Annotated in this window: 21 protein-coding genes; 14 read left to right on the top strand and 7 right to left on the bottom strand. The window is 72.8% G+C overall.

What is annotated here, in order from left to right; translation table 11 throughout:
• Window positions 1-25: 25 nt before the first annotated feature.
• Window positions 26-1036 (bottom strand): DUF8832 domain-containing protein, encoded by a 1011-nt coding sequence (locus tag SGA01_RS16425; RefSeq protein ID WP_141297242.1) that lies wholly within the window; start codon window positions 1034-1036, stop codon window positions 26-28.
• A 197-nt stretch (window positions 1037-1233) separates the two neighbouring features.
• Here SGA01_RS16425 and SGA01_RS16430 point away from each other — a divergent pair, with 197 nt between their 5' ends.
• From SGA01_RS16430 to SGA01_RS16475, 10 genes are all read left to right on the top strand, one after another.
• Window positions 1234-1518: a heavy-metal-associated domain-containing protein gene (locus tag SGA01_RS16430; protein ID WP_141297243.1), complete on the top strand. Its 285-nt coding sequence runs from the start codon at window positions 1234-1236 to the stop codon at window positions 1516-1518.
• An 87-nt stretch (window positions 1519-1605) separates the two neighbouring features.
• Window positions 1606-3873: a heavy metal translocating P-type ATPase gene (locus SGA01_RS16435; protein WP_141297244.1), complete on the top strand. Its 2268-nt coding sequence runs from the start codon at window positions 1606-1608 to the stop codon at window positions 3871-3873.
• A 38-nt stretch (window positions 3874-3911) separates the two neighbouring features.
• Window positions 3912-4193, top strand: a complete 282-nt coding sequence (locus tag SGA01_RS16440; protein ID WP_051494446.1) for a metal-sensitive transcriptional regulator — start codon at window positions 3912-3914, stop codon at window positions 4191-4193.
• Window positions 4194-4520: 327 nt separating this feature from the next.
• Window positions 4521-4922, top strand: coding sequence for a BlaI/MecI/CopY family transcriptional regulator (locus tag SGA01_RS16445; protein ID WP_141297245.1), 402 nt, complete (start codon window positions 4521-4523; stop codon window positions 4920-4922).
• Window positions 4919-5830, top strand: coding sequence for a M56 family metallopeptidase (locus tag SGA01_RS16450; protein WP_141297246.1), 912 nt, complete (start codon window positions 4919-4921; stop codon window positions 5828-5830). Before SGA01_RS16445 ends, SGA01_RS16450 begins: the two co-directional genes overlap by 4 nt.
• 274 nt (window positions 5831-6104) lie before the next feature.
• Window positions 6105-6473 (top strand): GNAT family N-acetyltransferase, encoded by a 369-nt coding sequence (locus SGA01_RS16455; RefSeq protein WP_229918077.1) that lies wholly within the window; start codon window positions 6105-6107, stop codon window positions 6471-6473.
• Between the two features lie 191 nt (window positions 6474-6664).
• Window positions 6665-7552 (top strand): SAM-dependent methyltransferase, encoded by an 888-nt coding sequence (locus tag SGA01_RS16460; protein WP_167534115.1) that lies wholly within the window; start codon window positions 6665-6667, stop codon window positions 7550-7552.
• A gap of 80 nt (window positions 7553-7632) precedes the next feature.
• Window positions 7633-8073 carry a Fur family transcriptional regulator gene (locus SGA01_RS16465; RefSeq protein ID WP_229918079.1) on the top strand — a complete coding sequence of 147 codons (441 nt, stop codon included), beginning with the start codon at window positions 7633-7635 and terminating at the stop codon, window positions 8071-8073.
• A 98-nt stretch (window positions 8074-8171) separates the two neighbouring features.
• Window positions 8172-9209, top strand: coding sequence for a helix-turn-helix domain-containing protein (locus SGA01_RS16470; RefSeq protein WP_141297249.1), 1038 nt, complete (start codon window positions 8172-8174; stop codon window positions 9207-9209).
• 246 nt (window positions 9210-9455) lie between these two features.
• A complete protein-coding gene (locus SGA01_RS16475) occupies window positions 9456-10481 on the top strand; it encodes a helix-turn-helix transcriptional regulator (protein WP_229918081.1) in 1026 nt (341 codons plus the stop codon).
• Between the two features lie 102 nt (window positions 10482-10583).
• Here SGA01_RS16475 and SGA01_RS16480 read toward each other — a convergent pair whose 3' ends face one another.
• The 6 genes from SGA01_RS16480 to asnB all read right to left on the bottom strand — a co-directional run bounded on the left by SGA01_RS16480 (window position 10584) and on the right by asnB (window position 18040).
• Window positions 10584-10835 (bottom strand): hypothetical protein, encoded by a 252-nt coding sequence (locus SGA01_RS16480; protein ID WP_141297250.1) that lies wholly within the window; start codon window positions 10833-10835, stop codon window positions 10584-10586.
• 217 nt (window positions 10836-11052) lie between these two features.
• Window positions 11053-12408 (bottom strand): D-inositol-3-phosphate glycosyltransferase, encoded by a 1356-nt coding sequence (gene mshA, locus SGA01_RS16485; protein WP_141297286.1) that lies wholly within the window; start codon window positions 12406-12408, stop codon window positions 11053-11055.
• Between the two features lie 211 nt (window positions 12409-12619).
• The gene (locus tag SGA01_RS16490) at window positions 12620-14185 is read right to left on the bottom strand and encodes a class I tRNA ligase family protein (protein ID WP_141297251.1); all 1566 of its coding nucleotides are present in this window, start codon (window positions 14183-14185) and stop codon (window positions 12620-12622) included.
• Window positions 14186-14249: 64 nt separating this feature from the next.
• Window positions 14250-14996, bottom strand: coding sequence for an SDR family oxidoreductase (locus SGA01_RS16495; protein WP_086832434.1), 747 nt, complete (start codon window positions 14994-14996; stop codon window positions 14250-14252).
• A gap of 91 nt (window positions 14997-15087) precedes the next feature.
• Window positions 15088-16053: a 2-methylaconitate cis-trans isomerase PrpF family protein gene (locus SGA01_RS16500; RefSeq protein WP_167534117.1), complete on the bottom strand. Its 966-nt coding sequence runs from the start codon at window positions 16051-16053 to the stop codon at window positions 15088-15090.
• 169 nt (window positions 16054-16222) lie between these two features.
• Complete coding sequence (gene asnB / locus SGA01_RS16505) at window positions 16223-18040, bottom strand: asparagine synthase (glutamine-hydrolyzing) (protein WP_141297253.1); 1818 nt, start codon at window positions 18038-18040, stop codon at window positions 16223-16225.
• 171 nt (window positions 18041-18211) lie between these two features.
• On the opposite strand from asnB, the gene SGA01_RS16510 reads away from it, so the two are divergent.
• From SGA01_RS16510 to SGA01_RS16525, 4 genes are all read left to right on the top strand, one after another.
• Window positions 18212-18952 (top strand): PIG-L deacetylase family protein, encoded by a 741-nt coding sequence (locus SGA01_RS16510; protein WP_055642088.1) that lies wholly within the window; start codon window positions 18212-18214, stop codon window positions 18950-18952.
• A 116-nt stretch (window positions 18953-19068) separates the two neighbouring features.
• Window positions 19069-20037 carry a WXG100-like domain-containing protein gene (locus SGA01_RS16515; protein WP_141297254.1) on the top strand — a complete coding sequence of 323 codons (969 nt, stop codon included), beginning with the start codon at window positions 19069-19071 and terminating at the stop codon, window positions 20035-20037.
• A 282-nt stretch (window positions 20038-20319) separates the two neighbouring features.
• Window positions 20320-20949, top strand: coding sequence for a hypothetical protein (locus tag SGA01_RS16520; protein ID WP_141297255.1), 630 nt, complete (start codon window positions 20320-20322; stop codon window positions 20947-20949).
• 52 nt (window positions 20950-21001) lie between these two features.
• Complete coding sequence (locus tag SGA01_RS16525) at window positions 21002-21508, top strand: DinB family protein (protein WP_141297256.1); 507 nt, start codon at window positions 21002-21004, stop codon at window positions 21506-21508.
• Window positions 21509-21554 lie beyond the last annotated feature (46 nt).

Genomic DNA, 21554 nt, shown 5'->3' on the forward strand with positions numbered 1-21554 from the left:
CTACAGGTCTAGTCCAATGACCAGACTAGCCGTGCGTGTGCTCTCCCGCATCGTCCGTGGCCTCGTCCGTGGTCTCACCCGCTGCCGGGACGGTGGCCTCGGGGGCCGGGGCGGTCGCCTTCCCGGCTCCCGCGGTGACCGTGAAGGCCGCCGTCCGGACCTTGCCCTCGTGCTGGAAGTCGAGGAAGAGACGGTACGTCCCCGCGCTGGGCGCCGTCGCGGTGAAGGAGACGTCCGGGCCGGGGCCGCCCTCGTTCGGGTGCACGTGGAGGTAGGCCAGGTCGCCGTCGCGGAGGGCGACGAGGTGTCCGTACGCGCCGAGGTAGGGCTCCAGGTCGGTGACCGGCTTTCCGGCCTTGGTGACGGTGAGCTTGAGCTCGCCGGCCTTGCCCGGGTCGAGCGTGCCGCCGAGGCGGACCTGGTAGCCGTCGACGTTCGCGGTCGGGGCGACGGCCGGCATCGGCCTGGGGGCGTACGCGCCCGGTACGGAGAGGTCGGCGCCGAGCGTGATGCCCTTGGCGCCCTTCGCGGCGGGCTTGAAGTCGGCGAAGGCCTTGTAGCCGCCGGCGGCGGGCAGGTCGACGGGGGTGGTCCAGGTGCCGTCCGCGGCCTTCACCGGGTGCAGGTGGCGGAAGGTGTTGAGGTCGCGCGAGGCGACGATGAAGTGCAGTTCCTTGCCGTGCTCGGTGGTGAAGGCGGTGACCTTCCGGCCGGCCGCGTCCTTGATCGAGAACTTCAGGACGCTCTTGCCGGTGGCGGGGGTCGGGGTCTCCAGGGCGAGGGTGTAGCCGCCGTCGGAGACCTGGAGCCCGCCGGGAAGGTTCGCGGCGGCGGGGGCGTCCCCGGTCCCACCGCCCTCGTGGCCCGCGTGGCCGTCGTCGGCGGTCGCGCTCTCGGAGGGGGCGGCCGCGTGGTCGCCGTGCTCCGCCTTCTTCGGCTCCTCGACGGGTCCGACACCCTTGCCGACCCCGTACGCGGCCCCGAAGGTCGCGGCGAGCGCGGCGGCATAGGCAGTGATCTTCACACCGGTGTTCATGGCTGCTCTCCCGATACGTGGGGTGGGTGCGCGGGGTGGCGCGGTAACCGTTCGATGCACTTCACCATACCCCTGGGGGGTATCAAGTCAAGTCGGGGATCTGCTTGCGTCGGATACGGGAGGGGGGTATACATGGACTCACAACCGGATACCCCCCGAGGGTATCCCGGTCCGGAGGAACCGACCGAGGAGAAGCCATGGGCTCCTGCTGCACCCCCGACAACAGCTGCTCGACCACCGCGGAGACCACCGCGGTCGCGATCGCCGAGAGCACCGCGACCGTCTACGCCGTCTCCGGCATGACGTGCGGCCACTGCAGGACCGCGATCACCAAGTCCGTCAGCGCGCTGGACGGCGTCATCTCCGTGGACGTCGACGTCAACGCCGGCCTGGTGACCGTCACCACCGGCGGCGAGCCGGACGACGCCGCCATCGCCGCCGCCGTCGACGACGCGGGCTACGAGCTGACCGGCCGCGCCTGAGACGCCGCCCCACCCCGGCCGCCGGGACCCGCCCACCACGCCCGGGTCCCGGCCCCCGACCCGTACTCACGAGGAGCAGGAACAGCCATGACAACGACGACACCGGGCACCGCCCAGGTCGAGCTCGCCATCGGCGGCATGACCTGCGCCTCGTGCGCGGCCCGTATCGAGAAGAAGCTCAACCGCATGGACGGGGTCGAGGCCACCGTCAACTACGCCACCGAGAAGGCGAAGGTCACCTTCGACGCCGACATCGACGTCGCCGCCCTGATCGCGACCGTCGAGGCCACCGGCTACACCGCCGCCGAGCCCGCGCCGCCGAAGAGCGCGGCCCCCGGCGCTCCCGAGGGCCCCTCCGACGAGGAGAAGGCCGACGAGGAGCTGCGGCCCCTCAAGCAGCGGCTGGTCACCGCCGTCGCGCTCGCCGTGCCGGTCATCGCGATGGCGATGGTCCCGGCCCTCCAGATCGAGTACTGGCAGTGGCTGAGCCTCACGCTCGCCGCGCCGGTCGTCGTCTACGCCGCCTGGCCCTTCCACAAGGCCGCCTGGACCAATGCCAAGCACGGCGCGGCCACCATGGACACCCTGATCTCGGTCGGCACGATCGCCGCGTTCCTCTGGTCGCTGTGGGCGCTGTTCTTCGGGACCGCCGGTACGCCGGGGATGACGCACCCCTTCGAGTTCACCATCGCCCGCACCGACGGCGCCGGGAACATCTACCTGGAGGCCGCCGCCGGCGTCACCGCCTTCATCCTGGCCGGCCGGTACTTCGAGGCCCGGTCGAAGCGCAAGGCGGGCGCCGCGCTCAAGGCGCTGATGCAGCTGGGCGCCAAGGAGGTCACCGTCCTGCGGGGCGGCCAGGAGGTCACCGTACCGACCGCCGAACTCCAGGTCGGGGACCGCTTCCTGGTCCGCCCGGGCGAGAAGATCGCCACCGACGGCACCGTCGTCGAGGGCTCGTCCGCCGTGGACGCCTCCATGCTGACCGGCGAGTCCGTCCCGGTCGAGGTCTCCGTCGGCGACTCCGTCACCGGCGCCACCCTGAACGCCGGCGGCCGGCTCGTCGTCGAGGCCACCCGCGTCGGCTCCGACACCCAGCTCGCCCGCATGGCCAAGCTCGTCGAGGACGCCCAGAACGGCAAGGCCGCCGCCCAGCGCCTCGCCGACAGGATCTCGGCCGTCTTCGTACCCGTAGTCATCGCGCTCGCGCTCGGCACCCTCGGCTTCTGGCTCGGCACGGGGCAGGGCCTCACCGCCGCCTTCACCGCCGCCGTCGCCGTCCTGATCATCGCCTGCCCCTGCGCCCTCGGCCTGGCCACCCCGACCGCCCTCATGGTCGGCACCGGCCGCGGCGCCCAGCTCGGCATCCTCATCAAGGGCCCCGAGGTCCTGGAGACCACCCGCAAGGTCGACACGATCGTCCTCGACAAGACCGGCACCGTCACCACCGGCCGCATGACCCTCATCAAGGTCCACACCGCCGGGAACGTCGACGAGAAGGACGTGCTGCGGCTCGCCGGCGCCCTGGAGCACTCCTCCGAGCACCCGATCGCCCAGGCCGTCGCCACCGGCGCCGCCGCGAAGGTCGGCACGCTCCCCACCCCCGAGGACTTCGCCAACATCCCCGGCCTCGGCGTCCAGGGCATCGTCGACGGCCACGCCGTCCTCGTCGGCCGCGAGAAGCTCCTCGAGGAGTGGGCCATGGCCCTCCCGGCGGAGCTGAAGGCCGCCAAGGACACCGCGGAGAAGGCCGGCAAGACCGCCATCGCGGTCGCCTGGGACGGGGAGGCCCGCGCGGTCCTGGAGGTCGCCGACGCCGTCAAGGAGACCAGCCCCGAGGCCATCCGGCGGCTGCGCGCCCTCGGTCTCACCCCGATCCTGCTCACCGGTGACAACAAGGCGGTCGCCGAGGCCGTCGCCGCCGAGGTCGGCATCGACGAGGTCATCGCGGAGGTCATGCCGCAGGACAAGGTCGACGTCGTCAAGAAGCTCCAGTCCGAGGGCCGTTCGGTCGCGATGGTCGGCGACGGCGTGAACGACGCCGCCGCGCTCGCCCAGGCCGACCTGGGCCTCGCGATGGGCACCGGCACGGACGCCGCCATCGAGGCCGGCGACCTGACCCTCGTACGGGGCGACCTGCGGGCCGCGGCCGACGCGATCCGGCTCTCCCGCAAGACGCTCGGCACGATCCGCTCGAACCTCTTCTGGGCCTTCGCCTACAACGTGGCCGCCCTGCCGCTCGCCGCGGCCGGACTGCTCAACCCGATGATCGCTGGGGCCGCGATGGCCTTCTCCTCGGTCTTCGTCGTCGGCAACAGCCTGCGACTGCGCGGCTTCCAGGCCGCCGACCGCTGACGAACTCCCTTCCCCGCCAATCCCCCGAGGAGCCCGTCGTGGCCGGTTACGGACAGCACAAGGAAGACATCATCAGACGCCTGCGCCGCATCGAGGGCCAGGTCAGGGGGGTGCAGCGGATGGTCGACGAGGACACCTACTGCATCGACGTCCTCACCCAGGTCTCCGCCATCAACGCGGCCCTCCAGTCCTGCGCGGTGGCCCTCCTGGACGAGCACCTCAGCTGCTGCGTCACGGAGGCCATCGCCCAGGGCGGGGACCAGGCCAAGGTGAAGGTGGGCGAGGCGTCGAAGGCGATCGCCCGGCTCATCCGGACCTGACGAAGTACCGCGTACGGCCTTCGGGACTCCGCACGACCGAAGCGGGACTCCGGAGGACCGAAGCGGTGCTTCGGAGGGCCGAAGCGGTGTCAACCGCCCTTGTGTGAAGGGCACTCAGCGGACAGCTTGATGCTCAGGCGAAGACAGAGCCCGAGCACCTGCCGGAGGAGCACCAGCTCCGCCGAACCGGGCAGACCGGGGCCGCAGAGCTTCACGCAGGGGCGGTTCCTCATGAGGGTCGACATCCCGCCATCGTACCCCTGGGGGGTATACCTGGACGAGGGAGGCGGCCCGTACGATGAGCCGCCCAGGGGGAAGGGGATCCACGTGCGCCGGCTGGGAGAGCTGGAGGCCGAGATCATGGACCGGTTGTGGGCCTGGCAGCGGCCCGCCACGGTCCGCGAGATCGTCGACGACATCAATCGGGGACGCCGGGTCGCCTACACGACCGTCATGACGGTCGCGGACATCCTGCACCGCAAGGACTGGCTCCGCCGCGAGAAGGCGGGCCGGGCCTGGCTGTACGAGCCCGTCCGCAGCCGCGAGGAGTACACCGCCGGACTGATGCGGGACGCCCTCGGCGACAGCCAGGACCGGCCGGCCGCCCTCCTGCGCTTCGTCGAGGTCATCTCGGACGAGGACATGGCCGCCCTGGACGCGGCCCTCCGGGCGACCCGCGGCGGCCAGCCCGAGGACCCGGGCGCCGGCCCCGGGGGCGGTGGCGCGTGAACCACCACGCCCTCGTCCCCCTCGGGCTCGTGCTGGTCGCCGGCTTCCTCGTGCCGTGGCTCGTCGTCCGGGCCCGCTGGGCCCAGCAGGTGCCCCGCCTCGCGCTCGCCGTCTGGGCGGCGTGCGGCGCCGTCTTCACCGCCGCGGCCGCCCTGCTCCCCGCCCAGCTGGTGCTCCCCGGCGAGAGCAGCCACCGCCTCACCGACATGGTGATCACCCTCCGACTCCCCGCCCCCGGGCAGCTGTTCGCCCTCGAAGGCCGCGAGCGGCTGGCCCTCGTGATCGCCCTCGGCGTCGTCGCGCTCCCCGTCACCGCCTTCTTACGGAGGCTGGCGCGGGCCCGGCGGGTGCGGGTGCGGCACGCGGGTGTGCTGCGGCTCGTCGGACGGTACGACCCCGGCCTGCGGGCCACGGTCCTCGACGACGACCGGCCCGCCGTCTACTGCCTGCCGGGCCGCTCGCGCCGCGTGGTCGTCTCCTCCGGGGCGGTGGACACGCTGACGCCCGCGCAGCTCGCGGCGGCCCTCGCGCACGAGCGGGCCCACATCGCGGGCCGGCACCACCTCCTCGTCGCGGCGACGGAGGCCTTCGCGGCCGTCTTCCCGCACCTCCCGCTCGCCCGGTACGGCGGGACGTCCGTACCGCTGCTCCTCGAAATGGCCGCCGACGACCGGGCGTTGCGCCGGTGCACGCGCGACGCGCTCGCGACGGCGCTGTACGCGCTGGCCTCGGGCCGGGCGCCGCGGTCCGCCTTCGCGGCGGGCGGCCCCTCGGCGGCGCTGCGGATGCGGCGCATCCTCACCCCGTACAGCGCGGGACACCCCGTCCTGCGCGGACTGTTCACCGTCGCCTCGGCGGCGCTCGCGATGGCGCCACTGGTCATCGCCTGCTGTTCCTTCCCCGGCTAATTGACTCGCTTCACCGCCTCGGCCCGCTTCACCGTCCGACCCCCCGAACGCCGTTAATTACTAAGCGAATTCGTAGATTTCGCATCGGTCACGGGCCACTTAATTCACCGCTATTGTGGGTATGTTGGGGCTCTGGCTCGGCACGTCGAAGGGTACGAAACCTATGCAGCTGGCTGGCGTTCGAGCGGCCGCGGCCGGCGATGCGACGACGATATCCAGGCTGCTCGCGGACGCCATTCGGAGCAGCTACGAGGGAATACTGGACGAAATCCCGATGCGGCGGCTGATCTCGGCGCAATGCGCGCTCCCCCGCATCCGAGCGGAAATTGAAATTCCGGGTGGCGCGCCCGGCTGGCTCGGCTGGCTCGTCGCGACCGACCCCGAGGGCGCGGTCCTCGGCGTCGCCGCGGGCGGCGTCCCCGTCCCGGGCGAGGGCGAGGTGTACGCACTGGCCGTCGCGGCCGGATCCCGCCGCCGGGGAGTGGGTACGGCCCTGCTGGCCGCGGCCACGGACCGGATGCGGAGCTACGGCGCCCACGACCAGCGGGTCGAACTCCCGGCGGAGAAGGACCCCGCGCTCCCCTTCTACACACGGATGGGCTTCGGCTCCCTCGGCCCCACCCGCTGGAGCCGTACGGTCTGACGCACCGCCCCGGCACCGCGCACGACCCTCGAACGGGCGGTCGTGGCAGATCCACGCCATCGCGTGTTCACGCAGCCCGATCCGGTGGATCGGCGCTCCCCCGCCAGGTCAGGATGGGTTCAGCGGCGCGGTCCCGGCGGCACGGGTACCTCGTCCGGACGGCATGGACCGAGCGAGCCCCTGGAGGAGCGATGCACACACCGAGCGGCCTTTCCCTGCCCGTCGTGCCCGCAGCGTTCGCTCCGGTCCTGCCGTCCCGATACGAACGGGAGCCCGCCCCCGGCGCCGGCATCCGGATCAAGTCCGACACCCTGCCGGGACTCGAATCGGTCTCCCCCGTCGACGAGGGCTCGGTCTGGCTGCACGACGCCCTGCTCGGCCCGCACAGCGCGGACATCGTCCGGTACCTCAGCCTCGCCCGCTCCACCGGCGGACCCGTCCTGGACCTCGGCTCCGGCGCCGGACGGCTCGCCGTCCCCTTCGCCCGGCACGGCTTCGCCGTGGAAGCCGTGGACCGGGACGCCTCGGCCCTCGAGCGCCTCGAAGGCTGGGCCCGCCGGATCGGCCCGCAGGTCGCCGGGCTCGTCGTCACCCACCGGGCCGACCTCACCGAGCTGCGGCTCGAAGGGAGTTACCGGCTGGCGCTCCTCGCGGGCGCGATGGTCACGGCCGTCCCGCCCGCGCACCGGCCGGAGCTGCTGCGCGAGGTCGCCTCCCACCTGGAGGCGGGCGGGGCGCTCGCCCTCGACTACACCGCGCACCAGCTCCCCGGGCTCATCGCCGAGCCGCGCCGGACCTGGGCCTTCCAGGTGCCGCGCTTCGACGGGATCGACGAGTGGGTGGTGGCCCGGCAGGTCTTCGACCTGCCGTCGATGAGCGAGCGGATCACGTACTACGCGGCCCGCACCGGCAAGGTCTCGACCGAGCGGGTCGTGCTGACCACCGACAAGTGGATCGTGGATCCCGAGCGGCTCGCGACCGAACTGCACTCGGCCGGCCTGCACATCGAGGGCCGGCGACGGCACCGGATCGACGACCGGACCGAGAGCGTCCTGCTGGTCTGCAGGACGGACGACTGACCCGGACGCCTGACGAGGTTGACGAGCAAGAGGTACGATGCCCACAAACGTTTGAGCCGACCAGGTGGCGGGCGGAGAAGATGGCAGTCGTGGAAGAGCTGACGGGCCGCGAGGCGGTGATCCAGCGCCTGCGCGACGTCGGGCTGCGGGTCACGGGCCCGCGCCTGGAGGTGCTCACGGTGCTCGCCGCCGGAGGCCATCTCGACGTCGAGGCGATCACCACGACCGCGCGCGAGCGGCTCGGCACGCTCACCAGCCAGGCCGTGTACGAGATGCTGCGGCACTTCCAGGAGACCGGCCTGGTCAGCAAGTTCGACCGGCCCGGCCTGCCCGCCGTCTTCGAGATCTCCGGCCCCGCGCACCAGCACGCGCTGTGCAGCGTCTGCGGCCGCGTCGAGAACGTCGAGACGACCGCGCCCAAGCCGCCCCGGGGCGCACTGCCGGAGTGGCAGGTCGAGGACGCCGAGATCGTCTTCAAGGGCCTGTGCCCCGACTGCCGGACGAGCGCACCCGCCGCCTGAGCTGCGGTGAACCCCGTGCGTGTCGTTCGAATGTATGGCAGGGTCTAGCAGGGCGATTCATGAGGATCCATGGGGATCCGAGGGGAGTCTGCTGCGCCGTGTCCAGAAACGCCGCCGTGGCCCGTACGGGCAGCGAACAGGCTCTCGCCGTCTACCAGCAGCTTCGCGCCCGTCCCGGGACGGCCTTCGACGAGGTCGCCGACCGGCTGGAGCTCTCCGCCGAGGAGCGGGAGCGATGTCGTGACGAACTCGTCTCCTTAGGACTGACCGCACCCCCGGCCGCCTCGCCGGAACTCGCCGCACCCTCTCCCACCGCCGGCGTCGTCGTCGAGCCCGATGTCGCCCTGCTGCGGCTGCTGCGCCGGGAGCGCGACCGGCTCCAGGAGCGCCTCTCCGCCACCAGTCGCGCGCACACCGCCCTCGAAGCCCTCGCCGGACCGTTTCTGCGGGCCGGGGCCACCCCGCGCGGGGAGATCGAGGTCGAGATCGTCGACGATCCCCACCGCGTACGGCGCAGCCTCGCGGACCTGACGGACTCCGTCCGGACGGCCGCGCACTTCATGCACACCGGCTCCGTCCGCCGCGAGGAGCTGCCGGGCGAGCTGACCCAGGACCGCCTGTGGGCCGAGCGCGGGGTCCGCATCCGGGCCATGTACAGCCGGCGGGCCGCCTCGGTGCCGGAGATGGCGCAGCACCTGGAGGAGCGGGCCGCGCTGGGCGTGGAGGTGCGGTTCGCCTCCGTCGTCCCGATGAACATGGTCCTCGCCGACGAGAACTTCGCGCTCCTGCCGACCGATCCGCACGACCTGTCGTCCGCCGCGATCCTCGCGCGCGGCCCCGGCCTCGTCCGCTCCTATCTCGCCCTGTACGAGTACTGCTGGACGGCCGCGGCCCCGTACGGCGAGGAGGAGGAGAGCGAGAAGGGCGGCGACGGGCTCTCCGAGCAGCAGCGGGCGGCGCTCCTGATGCTCGCCTCCGGCATCAAGGACGAGCAGATCGCGAAGAACCTCGGGGTCTCTCTGCGGACCGTGAGCCGGCTGCTCTCCGAGGTGATGCAGGAGCTGGGGGCGGCGAGCCGTTTCGAGGCGGGCGTGAAGGCGTCCCGGCTCGGCCTGCTCGACGGCGAAGCCCCGTAGGGAACACCAGGGCACACCAGGGGACACCAAGGGCGGGATACCGCCGGGGAGTTCGGATGACGCACGATGGACGCCCGATCGGTCGGACCGGCCCGATCGGCAGAACGGACGGCCGCCCAGCCGTGTGACAGGGTGACGGCGGCGCGACTCGAAGGAACAGGGGGTCACTTCGCCTTGATCACCACCGGCGGCGGTAGGGGCACGGGGGACGGAACCGGGCGCTCGGAAGGCTCACCCGATGCAGTGGTGACGCTCTACCAGGAGCTGCGCAGGCGCGGGGTGTCCAGCCTGGGCGAAGTGGGGGCCCAACTCCGTCTCTCGCCCGAGGAGTACGAGCGATGTCGCGGCGAACTGACGGACCTCGGGCTCATCGTGCCGACCAATCCGGCCCAGCACGGCGCCCGCACAGAGCTCCGGGCGGGCCTCCGGGAGGGCGAGGGCGGCCGGCAGCCGGACGGCGACACCGTGGCGGTGATCGACCCGGAGATAGCACTGCTCCGGCTGCTGCACCGGGAGCGTGAGCAGCTGCGCGAGCACCTCGACGAGGCGGACCGCGCGTACGGCACGCTGGAGACCCTGGCGGGGGCCTTCCTGCGGGCCGGTTCCCTCACGCGCTCGGACGCCGATGTGGAGCTCCTGAGCGACTACCGCCGGATCCAGCAGGTCCTTGAGGACATCACGGACGTCATCCAGCACAGCCTGGCCTCGATGCACCCGACGTCGCTCGTCCGGGAGGTGGCGGAGCGGGTGCTGAGCCGGGACCGGCGGCAGATCGAGAACGGGGTGCGGGTCCGCGCCATGTACAGCGAGCGGGTCGTCTCCGTGCCGGAGGTGGCGGAGCTGCTGCGGCGCCGGGTCGAGACGGGGGTGGAGGTGCGGATCACCCCGGCCGTCCCCATGACGATGATCATCGCCGACGCGCAGTTCGCGATGGTGCCGGTCGATCCGGCGGAGCCGATGGCGGGCGCGGTGCTGGCCCGGGGACCGGCCCTGGTCCGCTCGTACATCGCGCTGTACGAGCACTGCTGGCACACGGCCTCGCCCTACGGAGACGGCACCACGCCCGAACAGGGCGGTGACGGGCTCTCGGAGCAACAGCGGGCGGCGCTGACGATGCTGGCCTCGGGGATGAAGGACGAGAAGATCGCCCGCGGTCTCGGGGTGTCGCTGCGGACGGTGAGCCGCATGCTGTCCGAGCTCATGCAGGAGATGGGCGCGACGAGCCGGTTCGAGGCCGGGGTGCGGGCGCATCGGCTCGGCTGGGTCGACTGAGGCGGACGGAAATGCCCGCCAATTGACGGTCGGGCAAACGGAAAAGGCTCCGCGACCGCCCGAACCGGGGCGAGCACGGAGCCTTTTCGGATTCCCGGACGCTCAATTGGCAGGTATCGGCGCCGGGGAGACCTTGTTCCACTCGTTTCCGTTGGACGGAGACGGGGTGGGGGTGGGGGTCGGGGTGGCGGTGGCCGCGTCGGCCACGCCGTCGGCGACCACGTGCTGGGGGGCCGAGTCCGCGCTCGGGGCCGTCGCCAGGGCCGCGCCGCCGGCGACGGCGAGACACGCGGCCGCGGCGAGGGCGAACTGACGGACGGTCTTGCGCATCCCCGTGGCGTGCTCAGCAGACATGATTCCTCCAGGAGTTGGAATGTGAATTCCGCCTTCCGGGGGCCCGTGCCGCCGGGCGTTCCCTGAAGACATCTCCATTCTGTCCCCGCCCCGGAATCCGATCCAGGGATTGTCCGGGCGTGGACCCGCCATGGCGTGGATGCGTCAATACGCCTTCTCAGCAACGGAATTGCAGCATCCGGAGCTCTCCATATCTTTGGTTGAACCAAAAGAGGTGCTAGACTTGAGCCACGGCCTTCTCGTTCCTCCAGGAGAGAGAGGCCGCCGGGGCAGGGGCGTGCCGCCGCCCCTGCCCCACCCCTCCGTCCGGCCCTCGACCCGGGCCCCGGACCGACCCCTCCGCAAGCGCCTCCCGGTACACCTCGACGGTCCGGCCGGCGGAGGCGCGCCAGCTCATCCCGCGCGCGTGGCGGACCGCCGCCTCCCCCATCGCCCGCACCTCCTCCGGGTGCGCCGCGAGCCACCGCAGCCGCCGCGCGTACTCCACCGGGTCGTGGCCGTGCACCAGCAGCCCCGTCACCCCGTCCCGCACCGCGGTCGGCAGTCCGCCCACCGCCGCCGCGAGCACCGGGGTCCCACAGGCCTGCGCCTCCAGGGCCACAAGACCGAAGGACTCGCTGCGCGAGGGCACCACCAGCACGTCCGCCGCCCGGTACCAGTCCGCCAGCTCCTCCTGCGGTACGGGAGGGCAGGCCCGCAGCACGTCGGTGACGCCCAGCTCCCCCGCCAGCTTCCAGGCCGTCCCCTCACGGCTCGCGCCCGAGTGACCGCCCACCACCGGCACCAGGAGACGGCGGCGCAGCCCCGGCTCCTGGCGCAGCAGCTCGGCGACGGCCCGTACCAGCACGTCCGGGCCCTTCAGGGGCTGTATGCGGCCCGCGTAGAGCGGGACGAAGGCGTCGGCGGGCAGTCCGAGCCGGGCCCGGGCCGCGGCCTTGGCTCCCCCGGAGCCCTCGGCGCCCTCGGCTCGCGAGGTGCCCCCGGCGGGGCGGAAGGTCCGCAGGTCGACCCCGGGGCGCACGACCTCGGTCCGCTCCTCCGCCGCCCCGTAGAGCGCGCGCAGCGCCTCCGCCTCGTCGGCGGTGTTGGCGATCAGCCGGTCGGCGGAGCCGACGACCTGGAGCTCGCCGCGGACGCGGAGCTCGGGCTCGGGGGTGTCGCCCTCGGCGAGCGAGGCGTTCTTCACCCGGGCCAGGGTGTGGGCGGTGTGCACGAGCGGGACGCGCCAGCCGACCGAGGCGATCCGGCCCGCCTGGCCCGAGAGCCAGTAGTGCGAGTGGACCAGGTCGTAGCGCCGGTCCTCCTTCAGCAGGGCCAGCGAGAAGGGCACGACCAGGTCCGGCATGGCCTCCTTGGGCAGCGGCCCGCGCGGCCCGGCGTACAGATGGCGGACCCGGACCCCCGGGGCGAGCTCGACGAGCGGGGGCAGGCCCTCGCCCCGGCAGCGGGTGAACAGATCGACCTCCACGCCCAGTTCGGCGAGGGCCCGGGAGAGTTCGACCATGTAGACGTTCATGCCGCCGGCGTCCCCCGTCCCGGGCTGGTGAAGCGGGGAGGTGTGGACGCTGAGCATGGCGACGCGCAGGGACACGTGGGGCTCCTGTGGAGTGGGGGCCACGTATCCCCGCGCGTCGCTCGCGCGCACGGTCACGCGGCAGGGAGGGGACGAGCATGCGTACCGGGCACTGACGTGTCGGGGCACCGAGGTGCTGCGGTACCCCTACAGCGAGGTACTGGAGTACTTAGTTGCTTAGTAGTAGAGCTGATGAAGACGGCCGGTGCGATCAGAATCCGAAGACCGGGCCGGACGGCGGCGCCAGCCGGGTCCCCGGGAGGGGGCCCGTCAGCGCGTGCCAGTCGACCGACCGGCCCGCCTCCACCTGAAGCGCCGCCGCGAGCCGGTCCGCACCCTCCGGCATCACCGGCCGCGCCCACGCGGAGAGCGCCGACGCCACCGCCAACTGCGCCGCCAGCGCCGGAAGATGACGGCAGGAGGTGCTGGGCCGGCACCGCTCGTGGGCGTTGACATGACCGAAGTCGGCCACCGAGCGGACCATCTCGTCGAGGACGGCGACCGCCCGGCGCGGGTCGAAGGCGTCCGGGCCGTACGCCTCGCGCAGATCGTCCACGCCCCGGTGGAGCCGCCGCTCCAGGATCTCCCAGCCCGTGCCGCCGGGCAGCGCCTGCGGCGCGCGACCGCCGCACTCCTCCCGTACGGAGGCGAAGAGCCGCGCGAGCCAGCTGTTCCAGCTCTCGTCCAGCTCCCGGCGGGCGGCCGCGAGCCGCTCCCGGTGGAAGACGGTCCGGCGGCCCAGCGGGCGGGCCTGGAGGACGTGCCGGCGCAGGGTGTCGGAGCCGTACTCGGTGAGGAGGTCGAGCGCCCAGACGTTGCCCTCCTGGACGCCTTCCTCGATGACGTACGACTCGTTGACGTTGAAGTCCTGCGGCAGCTTGACGTCCTGCGCGAGCAGCAGCACCGGCAGGAGCACCGCGTGGCAGAACGAGTGCCCGAAGCCGCAGAAGTGGATGGCGCGACGGGGCAGCGGGCCCTTGGTGTCGTAGCCGAAGAGGTGCATCGCGGCGGCCTCGAAGCAGCCGTCGATCCGGTGCTCGGGGAAACCGTCGACCGGCACCGGCAGGCCCCACTCCGCGGGGTGGCCGACGGCGATGTCCGGCAGCCCGTCCTCCACGAGCGACTCGCACAGGGCGGCGAGCCGGGGCGGGAGCCCGGCCGTCGCCCAGTACTCGGCGAGCGTCTCCCGGAACGGCTCCAGGGGCACGTACAGCCGGCGGCAGCGGCGCGCGACCGCCGGGGTGTCGCAGACCGCGCAGCGCGCCGAGATGAGGTCGCCGCCGTCGTTGGGGCGGGCGCACTCGTGGCACATCCCGCCGTCGCTGTCCGCGCCGCAGTGCGGGCAGCTGCCGGTGGCGTGCGCCCCGTACAGCCAGCGGTCGCAGGGCTCGCAGTAGGGCAGCAGACGGGTGCGCGGGGCGATGACCCCTTGGGCGAAGAGTCTGCTGAAGAGGTCCTGCACCCAGCGTCCGTAGCCCTTGTCGCGCCGTGGGCGCACGATGTGGTCGAACTCGACGCCCGAGCGCAGCCAGTCGGCGGTGATCGCGGCGCGGTAACCCTCCGCGACCTCCTCGGGCTTGCGGTTGTGGCGCAGCGCGCGGACCTCGACGGAGCTGGCGTGGTCGGCGGTGCCGGTGGTGAACCGGACCGCCTCCCCCTCGGCCCGCAGATAGCGGGTGAGGACGTCGGCGGCGACGTACGGCCCGGCGAGGTGACCGATGTGGAGTTCGCCGTGGGTGGCGGGAGGGGTCGCGGTGATCCAGACGGGGGTGCTCATGGGACCTCCTTGACGCTGTGGTGCGGTGGGCTTCAGCGAAGTGAGCGGGGCGGCGGGTCGCGGGTCAGCGGGGCTCGAAGTGGAAGGAACGGATGAAGCAGTCGCGCGGCTGCTCGACGGCGTAGACGATGCATTCGAAAAGGGCCTGGGTGGTCAGCTTCTCGTCGGGCGCTATTCCGTCCGGATTCGATCCGTCCCATTCCGCGAATCGCGGATCCGAGGTCGAGAAGTCCGGCGGAAAGAGCGAGAAGACGCGGACCCCGGAGGGCCGCAGCCGGCGCGAGAGGATGTCGGCGAATCCGGCCTGCGCGCTCTTCGCCGCCCAGAAGGCCTCGTGGGCGGCGCCGGCGGTCGCCGCGGAGGCGCCCTCGGCGTCGCGGACGGCGACCATGTTGACGATGTCGGGGCGGAGCGAGCCGCGCAGCAGCGGCAGGAAGTGCTTCACCATCAGGACCGTGCCGCCGGCCGTCGACTCGATCGTCTCGACGATCTCGGCGTCGCTGGCGGCCTCCAGGTCCATGCCGTCGAGCCAGCGCGCGCCGTTGTTGACCAACAGGTCGACGCGGTCGGTGCGTTCGCCGACGCGGGCGGCGAACTCCCGGATCTCGGCGGGCCTGCTCAGGTCGCAGCCGAAGGCGTGGATACGGTCACGGGCCGAGCCCATGACTTCGGTGCGGGTGCGTTCGGCGGCTTCGACGGTCCGCGCCGAGACGTAGACCTCGGCGCCGAGGTGCGCGAATCCGACGGCGAGCGCGCGACCGAAATAGCGGGACGCTCCGGTCACGACGACACGCAGATTCTCGAATTTCATGTGTGTCTGCTCTCCCCACGGATACCGATTGCCGGTCCATTTCAGCGTGGCAGAGAAAGGACACCGTGGGCCCGGTGAGAGGGGTGCGCGTTCACGCCGTTGCGTGGATACGCCACGGCAGTTCGAGGCCGCCGAGGACCTTCGCGCGCTTGTGGTGGACCCGGACGCGGTCGGCCGCGGCGGAGACGGTCACGGTGCCGCCGGGGGTGCGGACGGGGCCGGTCGGTGCGGGGACGACGGTGCCGTCGAGCGCGCCGGCGGCGGCGAGGGCGGCGGCGCCGGTGAGCGCGAGCCGGGGGTGCCAGCCGCCGACGGTCAGGGCCCGGACGGAGAGCCCCTCGGGGCCCTCGGCGAAGGCGGCGATCTTGGGGAGGGCGGAGCGGGGCGGATGGCCGAGGATCCGGGCGGCCTCGGCGCGGAGGGCGAGGAGCCGGTCCCGGAGGTCGTCCTCGTCCTCGGTCTCGGGGAGGTGGCGGGCATCGACGAAGACGTACGGGTTGCCGTACCGCACGAGGGAGACGGGCACCCCGCCGAGGACGTCGACGGGGCGGCCGGTGGGGAGGGTGCCGGGGGCGGTCGGGGCCTTGAGGAAACTCAGGGTGTACGCGTCGCCGTACGGCTCACACAGAACGGTGTCGCCGGTGGTCACGGCACGGACGGTGACGGCCGCGGGGTGGCCGTCGGCGACGACGGCGGCCAGGAGGGAATGACCGCAGCCGGCCCGGAAGTCGAAACCGCCGTCGGGGAGGGCCTGCACGAAGCGGTAGTCGAGGGTGTGCCCTGCGCGGGTGGCGGGACCGTACAGGGCGATCTTGTCGAGCCCGGCGTACGCCGTCCCGGAGAGCGCGTGGCGCAACCGCGCCAGCTCGCCACCGAGCGCGAGCGCCCCGACGGGCAGCTGGTCGAGCCGCACGACGAGGGTGGGCCCGGGGGCGTCCTCGGCCCGGACGACGGTGGCACGGACGACGCCCGCCGACCGGACCCGGCCGGGTGCGGGACGGAGCCTGTCGCCTGCGGAGCGGACCCTGTTGCCCGCTGGGCAGTTCCCGTCACCCATGCGGCGGCCCCCGTGGTCCGCCGTTGTGGGCATTCGTTCCGCCGGGGCGGAACGGGTGGGCACACGGGAAGGGCGAGGGCCCACGGCGGCACCGCCGGGTGCGGGGCCAAGTGCCGGACCCGGGTGCTCGGCACCCAGGGCGGGTTCGGGACGGGGAGGTCCCGGGGGATCAGGCTGCACAGCCCACCGGGATTCGCATGCCCTGTACGACCTCCGTCCACAGTTCGTGGACGGCGAGGCCCCAGAGGGCCAAGGCGTCGTGGTGCGAGGGGCGTTCGAGCTGGCGGGTCAGGAGTTTCTGGACCCGGTCGGCGCGGACCTTGCCGCCGAGGACCAGCCTGGCCGGCGAGAGCAGGTCGCGGACGGTGTCGAGGAGCGGGCTGCCGGGGGCGAGCATCGCCGCGAGGGGGAGCGTGAAGGGCTGCTTGGGGCGGCGGAGGACCCCTGCCGGCAGCAGCTCGGCCCCGGCCTCGTACAGCGTCCGCTTGCCCGTCCGCGCTCCCGCCGGCAGGGCGCGGGCGTGGGCCACGACGGACGGCTGGCAGAAGGGCATGCGGGCCTCGACGGCCCAGGCCATGGAGAGGTGGTCGACGCGCCGCAGGTGGTACGCGGGGAGCCGCCAGCGCGTCTCGAAGGCCGTCATCGCGGTGAGCCGGTCCGCGCCGACGGCCTCGGCCGAGCGCAGTTCCTGCTCGATGCGGTCGGCGGCGGAGCCCTGATCGGCGATGTGGGCACGGTAGTTGGCGGTGTAGAGGTGGTCGCGGAGGAGGCGGGGGGCTGCGGAGAGCGCGTCCGCGTACGCGCCGGCCCAGTCGGATCCGGTCGGCGCGGCCAGCGCCGCGCGCATCCGGTCGTAGCCGCCGAAGAGTTCGTCGGCGCCGTCGCCGGCGAGCGCGACGGTGAAGCCGTTCTGGCGGACCGCGCGGAAGAGCGCGTACGTGGAGAGGGTGATGGGGTCGGCGTTGGGCTGGCCGAGGTGGCGGACGGTTCTGGTGAGGAGAGAGGAGAGCTCGCCGGGGTCGACGGAGACCTCGTGGTGGACGGTTCGGGCTCGCCGGGCGACCGAACGGGCGTGGGCGGCCTCGGAGTCCGGCCACTTGCCCCGGTAGGTGAGGTGGAAGGTGTGGAGCGGCGGGGCGTCGGTCTCGCGGGCGTGTTCGGCGGCGAGCGCGGTGACGAGGCCGGAGTCGAGGCCGCCGCTGGTGATCGCACAGACGGGCACCTCGGCGTGGGCGAGCCGCCGGACCTCGTGGCGGAGGAGGTCCTGGGTGTCCCGGGTGTCGCCGAGGGGCGCCGCGGGCGTCCGGGGGCCCCGGCGCCGTACGACGGGGGCCGATCCCGGGCGTACGACGGCGGTGGCGCCGGGCGGCAGGACGCTGACGCCGTCGAGCGCGGTGTGCGTGGAGAAGGAGGTGCGGGTGGCGAGGACCGTGTCGAGGGCGTCGTCGCGCGGGGAGATCCGTACCCCTTCGAAGGCGAGGAGGGCGGGGATCTCGGAGGCGAATCGGGTGGAGCCGTCGTACGTATCGTGGTGGAAGTAGACCGGCTTCATGCCCATGTCGTCGACGGCGAGGACGAGTCGGGTGGAGCCGGGGCGCAGGTCGAGGATCGCGACGGCGAACATGCCGTCGAGGTGCTCGGCGAAGGCGGGGCCGTACTCGGCGTAGAGCGCGGGGAGCACGGTGCCGTCGCAGCGGTCGGGGAAGCGGTGGCCGCGGGCGGCGAGCGCGCGGCGCAGTTCGGCGTGGTTGTAGATCTCGCCGTTGAGCACGGCGAGGACGCCGGGGAGGTGCGGCAGCCGGTAGGGCTGCTGCCCGCCGCACGGGTCGGTCACGGCGAGCCGGTCGCAGCCGAGCGACCAGCCGGGCCCGCTGAGCACATGGTGCTCGTCGGGGCCGCCGTGGCGCTGGCGGGCGGAGACCGCCGCGAGCTCGGCGGGGTCCGGGCGGTCCGCCCCCGCGGCGATGGTGCCGAGAATCCTGCACATGGCGGTCGCCTCCGAAATCCGAAGTCACGCTTCCGAGTCACTGTCCGTCTCACACTGGTCGCACCCAATGATTTGAATCTACCAAGTTTTTGAATGGCGCGTAAGTGCCATGTCCAGTTCACGCCACGGCTCGGCCTTGCGACGCCCCCGCCGCCCCAACAGGCTGGCCCCATGAGGGACATGGAGGAAGTCGCCAAGGACCGCGGCGCGCCCGAATCACTGCTGGTCGTGGCCGCGCACCCGGACGACATCGAGTTCTGCGTCAGCGGCACCGTCATGCAGTGGATCGAGCGCGGCACCCGCGTCACGTACTGCATCGTCACGGACGGCGGCGCCGGCGGTTACGACGAACAGCTCCCCCGGCAGGCGATGGCGGATCTGCGCCGCGCCGAGCAGGTCCACTCCGCGAAGCTCAGCGGCGTCGCCGACGTCCGCTTCCTCGGCTACCCCGACAGCTTCGTCGAGGCCTCCGTGGAGCTGCGGCGCGATCTCTGCCGGGTCATCCGCGAAGTACGGCCGCAGCGGGCCATCATCCCGTCCCCCGAGATCAACTGGGCCCGTGTCGCCGACCTCCACCCCGACCACCGCGCGGTCGGGGACGCCTGCCTGCGCGCGATCTACCCCGAGGCCCGCAACCCCTTCGCGCACGCGCAACTCCTCAAGGAAGAGGGCCTGGAGCCCTGGACGGTCCACGAGCTGTGGCTGATGACGGGCCCCACCCCCAACCAGTACGTGGACGTCACCCCGGTCTTCGACCGCAAGGTCCAGGCGCTGCGCATCCACACCTCCCAGACCGCCCACTTCGACGACCTGGCGGGCCTGCTCCGCGACTGGCTCGGCGAGCACGCGACGGCGGGCGGGCTGCCGCCGGGCCGGATGGCCGAGGCCTTCCAGATCGTGCACATCGACTGAGCCGCGCCCTCCGCGGAGTCCTTGTGGCGCCCCGGGGCGCGTGAGACGGTGAACGGCACACGTGGGGGCGCGTGCCACCAACACGCGCGTGACGAGGGGGAGTTCACGCAATGGCCATGGACGTACCTGACCTTTTTCAGACCCTGATCACCCAGTTCCTCGTATGGCCTGAGGCCGACGAGGACGCCTACCAGTCGGCGGCGAACAGCCTGGGCTCGTACGCCGACCTCACCCTGGACGACACCTGGGCCGCGAACCAGCACGTCCAGCGCCTGCTGTCGACGGGCAGCGGCGAAGCGATGGACGCGCTGGGGCAGCACTGGAACAAGGTCAAGGACCAGCACGCCGCCGCCATCACGGCGGCGGCGCAGGTGTCCGGCGCCGCCGCGGCCGCGATCGCCACCGACATCGCCGCTGCGAAGATCAACATCGTGCAGATCGCGGCCTCGCTCGCCGAGACCACCGTCGCCGCGACAGCCGCCGGGCCGTTGACCTTCGGCGCGAGCGAAGCCGTGGTGGGGAGCGCCACCGTCCAGTGCCGGGCCCAGGCACAGGCGGTCGTCAGCAGGTGCCTGGAGCACACCCTCCAGACTCTGGCCCGGCTGGAGAAGGACCCGTCCGTGGCCGCCCTCGAAAGCGCCGCCGCCGACCTCGGGGCGGGCGTCGGCGGCCAGGCGGGCGGGGCGGCAGGCGGCGTGGCGGGCGGCTCGGGGACGGGCCGGGGCTGGGCCCACGGCCTCCCCTCCGACACCGGCCGGGCCATCGCCGGGGGCGTCCACGTCGACCACGCCGAGCACCGGCTCGCGGCCGGGAAGCTCAGGGAGGTCGCCGCCGCGGTCCTCGGAACGACCGTCGCCGCCCTGTCCCAGGCCGTCGGCCACCACGCCACCGCCACGGCGAGCGGCTCCCTCGGCGCGGCCCTTGCCCCGGTGCTCGACTCGGTCCTTGACCGCCTCTCCAAGGCCAACACCGCCTTCGGCGACCACCTGGACGGGGCGCTCCCCGACGGGATCCTGCTGATCTCGACCAGCCAGCAGGCCACGGACGACGACAACAGGCAGCGGATGTCCCAGCTGGACCGCTAGGACCGTCCGGCGGATCAGGGCCGGACCGGGCCCTGGACCTCTGGTGTGTGGGGCAGTGATCGGGTTCAATGCCCTTCCGTCGACGAGCAGGGGCCATCTGTGAGCGAGTTACCGCCCTCCCATGACCGGGTTCCACCGGAGGCGCCGCCTCCGCCGGCGCAGCCGCCGAGCCGGCCGGATCAGCCGAGTCAGCCGGACCGGCCGCCGACGGCGGTCCCCGCAGCAGCCGCTCCGGATCAGCCGCCGCCCCGACCCCGGCGGCTGGGCGAGGTCGCGGCACTCGTGTCCGCCCTCACCGCCGTGGCGGGGCTCCTGCTGGGCTTCTTCGGCCTGCCGACCCTGGTCAACTCGCCGACGGCCCGCCCGGTCGTGGTGACGGTGACCGTGCCCGCGGCCCCTGCCACCAGCGCCGGCGCCTCGGAATCGTCGTCGCCGACGCCGTCGCCGGAGACGAGCACCACGGACGCGGACGATCCCCGGTCGATCCCCGCCCCGCCACCGCTGCCGACCGGCACCGTGGCGCTCAAGGACCTCACCCCTCTCGGCGACTGGGGAGCCGACATTGTCGGCCTGAGCACCGCCACGCTGGGGGGCAAGTCCCACCAGAACGCGATCATCCTCCGGTACCCGTGCCAGGACCCCGTCGCGTACGGCCTCAACGAGCGCTACAAGAGCCTCACCCTCACCACGGGCCTCGACGACAACGGCTTGGCGAAACCGGGGAAGCTGACCGTCACCGGTGACGGGCGCCCGCTCAAGAGCGTGATGCTGGAGATCAACCGCCCTCAGACCGTCACGGTGGACCTCACCGGCGTGGTCACACTCGCTTTCGACATCGACATCAGCGAGGGCTCCTTCTGCAACCCCGACGGCGTCGTGATCGCGCTCGCGGACGCCGTCCTCCGCTCGTGAGACGCAATCAAATGCCTCGACACGATCCGTGCGATCGGGGACGCTACGCGCGATGACCAGAATCGACGACACACCGCCCGCGTGGGACGAGCGCACCCAGCTCACCACGTTCCTCGACTACGCACGCGACACCGCCCGCACCAAGTGCGAGGGCGTCTCCGCGGAGAACGCCCGCAAGGCGCTCCTGCCGGGCTCGCCCCTGATGACCCTCAGCGGACTGATCAACCACCTGCGCTGGGTCGAGTACTACTGGTTCCAGGTGGTCTTCCTCGGCGAGGAGGACCGGGGCCCCTGGACCGACGAGGACCCCGACCGCGAGATGCGCATCGCCGTCGACTTCCCGCTCCCGCAGCTGCTGGACGAGTACGCCGAACAGAGCGCCGCCTACCGCGAACTGGTCGCCGCGAGCGCCCTGGACGAACAGGCCAAGCGCCCCGTCCGCGGCGGCCTCCACGTCGACCTGCGCTGGATCCTCCTCCACCTCACCGAGGAAACGGCCCGCCACAACGGCCACTTGGACATCCTGCGCGAACTGCTCGACGGCACGACCGGCGACTAGCCGGCGCGTAGAAGCGGTTCCTCCGGTGTGCCGGCGGGTACGTGGC

Source organism: Streptomyces gardneri, assembly GCF_006539185.1.
GTDB classification, from domain to species: domain Bacteria; phylum Actinomycetota; class Actinomycetes; order Streptomycetales; family Streptomycetaceae; genus Streptomyces; species Streptomyces gardneri.

Coding starts and splice junctions, on each gene's coding strand:
- SGA01_RS16425 (WP_141297242.1), bottom strand. CDS start 1,036: ATGAACACCGGTGTGAAGATCACTGCCTATGCCGCCGCGCTCGCCGCG.
- SGA01_RS16430 (WP_141297243.1), top strand. CDS start 1,234: ATGGGCTCCTGCTGCACCCCCGACAACAGCTGCTCGACCACCGCGGAG.
- SGA01_RS16435 (WP_141297244.1), top strand. CDS start 1,606: ATGACAACGACGACACCGGGCACCGCCCAGGTCGAGCTCGCCATCGGC.
- SGA01_RS16455 (WP_229918077.1), top strand. CDS start 6,105: ATGCGGCGGCTGATCTCGGCGCAATGCGCGCTCCCCCGCATCCGAGCG.
- SGA01_RS16460 (WP_167534115.1), top strand. CDS start 6,665: ATGCACACACCGAGCGGCCTTTCCCTGCCCGTCGTGCCCGCAGCGTTC.
- SGA01_RS16465 (WP_229918079.1), top strand. CDS start 7,633: ATGGCAGTCGTGGAAGAGCTGACGGGCCGCGAGGCGGTGATCCAGCGC.
- SGA01_RS16480 (WP_141297250.1), bottom strand. CDS start 10,835: ATGTCTGCTGAGCACGCCACGGGGATGCGCAAGACCGTCCGTCAGTTC.
- mshA (WP_141297286.1), bottom strand. CDS start 12,408: ATGCTCAGCGTCCACACCTCCCCGCTTCACCAGCCCGGGACGGGGGAC.
- SGA01_RS16490 (WP_141297251.1), bottom strand. CDS start 14,185: ATGAGCACCCCCGTCTGGATCACCGCGACCCCTCCCGCCACCCACGGC.
- SGA01_RS16495 (WP_086832434.1), bottom strand. CDS start 14,996: ATGAAATTCGAGAATCTGCGTGTCGTCGTGACCGGAGCGTCCCGCTAT.
- SGA01_RS16500 (WP_167534117.1), bottom strand. CDS start 16,053: ATGGGTGACGGGAACTGCCCAGCGGGCAACAGGGTCCGCTCCGCAGGC.
- asnB (WP_141297253.1), bottom strand. CDS start 18,040: ATGTGCAGGATTCTCGGCACCATCGCCGCGGGGGCGGACCGCCCGGAC.
- SGA01_RS16510 (WP_055642088.1), top strand. CDS start 18,212: ATGAGGGACATGGAGGAAGTCGCCAAGGACCGCGGCGCGCCCGAATCA.
- SGA01_RS16515 (WP_141297254.1), top strand. CDS start 19,069: ATGGACGTACCTGACCTTTTTCAGACCCTGATCACCCAGTTCCTCGTA.
- SGA01_RS16525 (WP_141297256.1), top strand. CDS start 21,002: ATGACCAGAATCGACGACACACCGCCCGCGTGGGACGAGCGCACCCAG.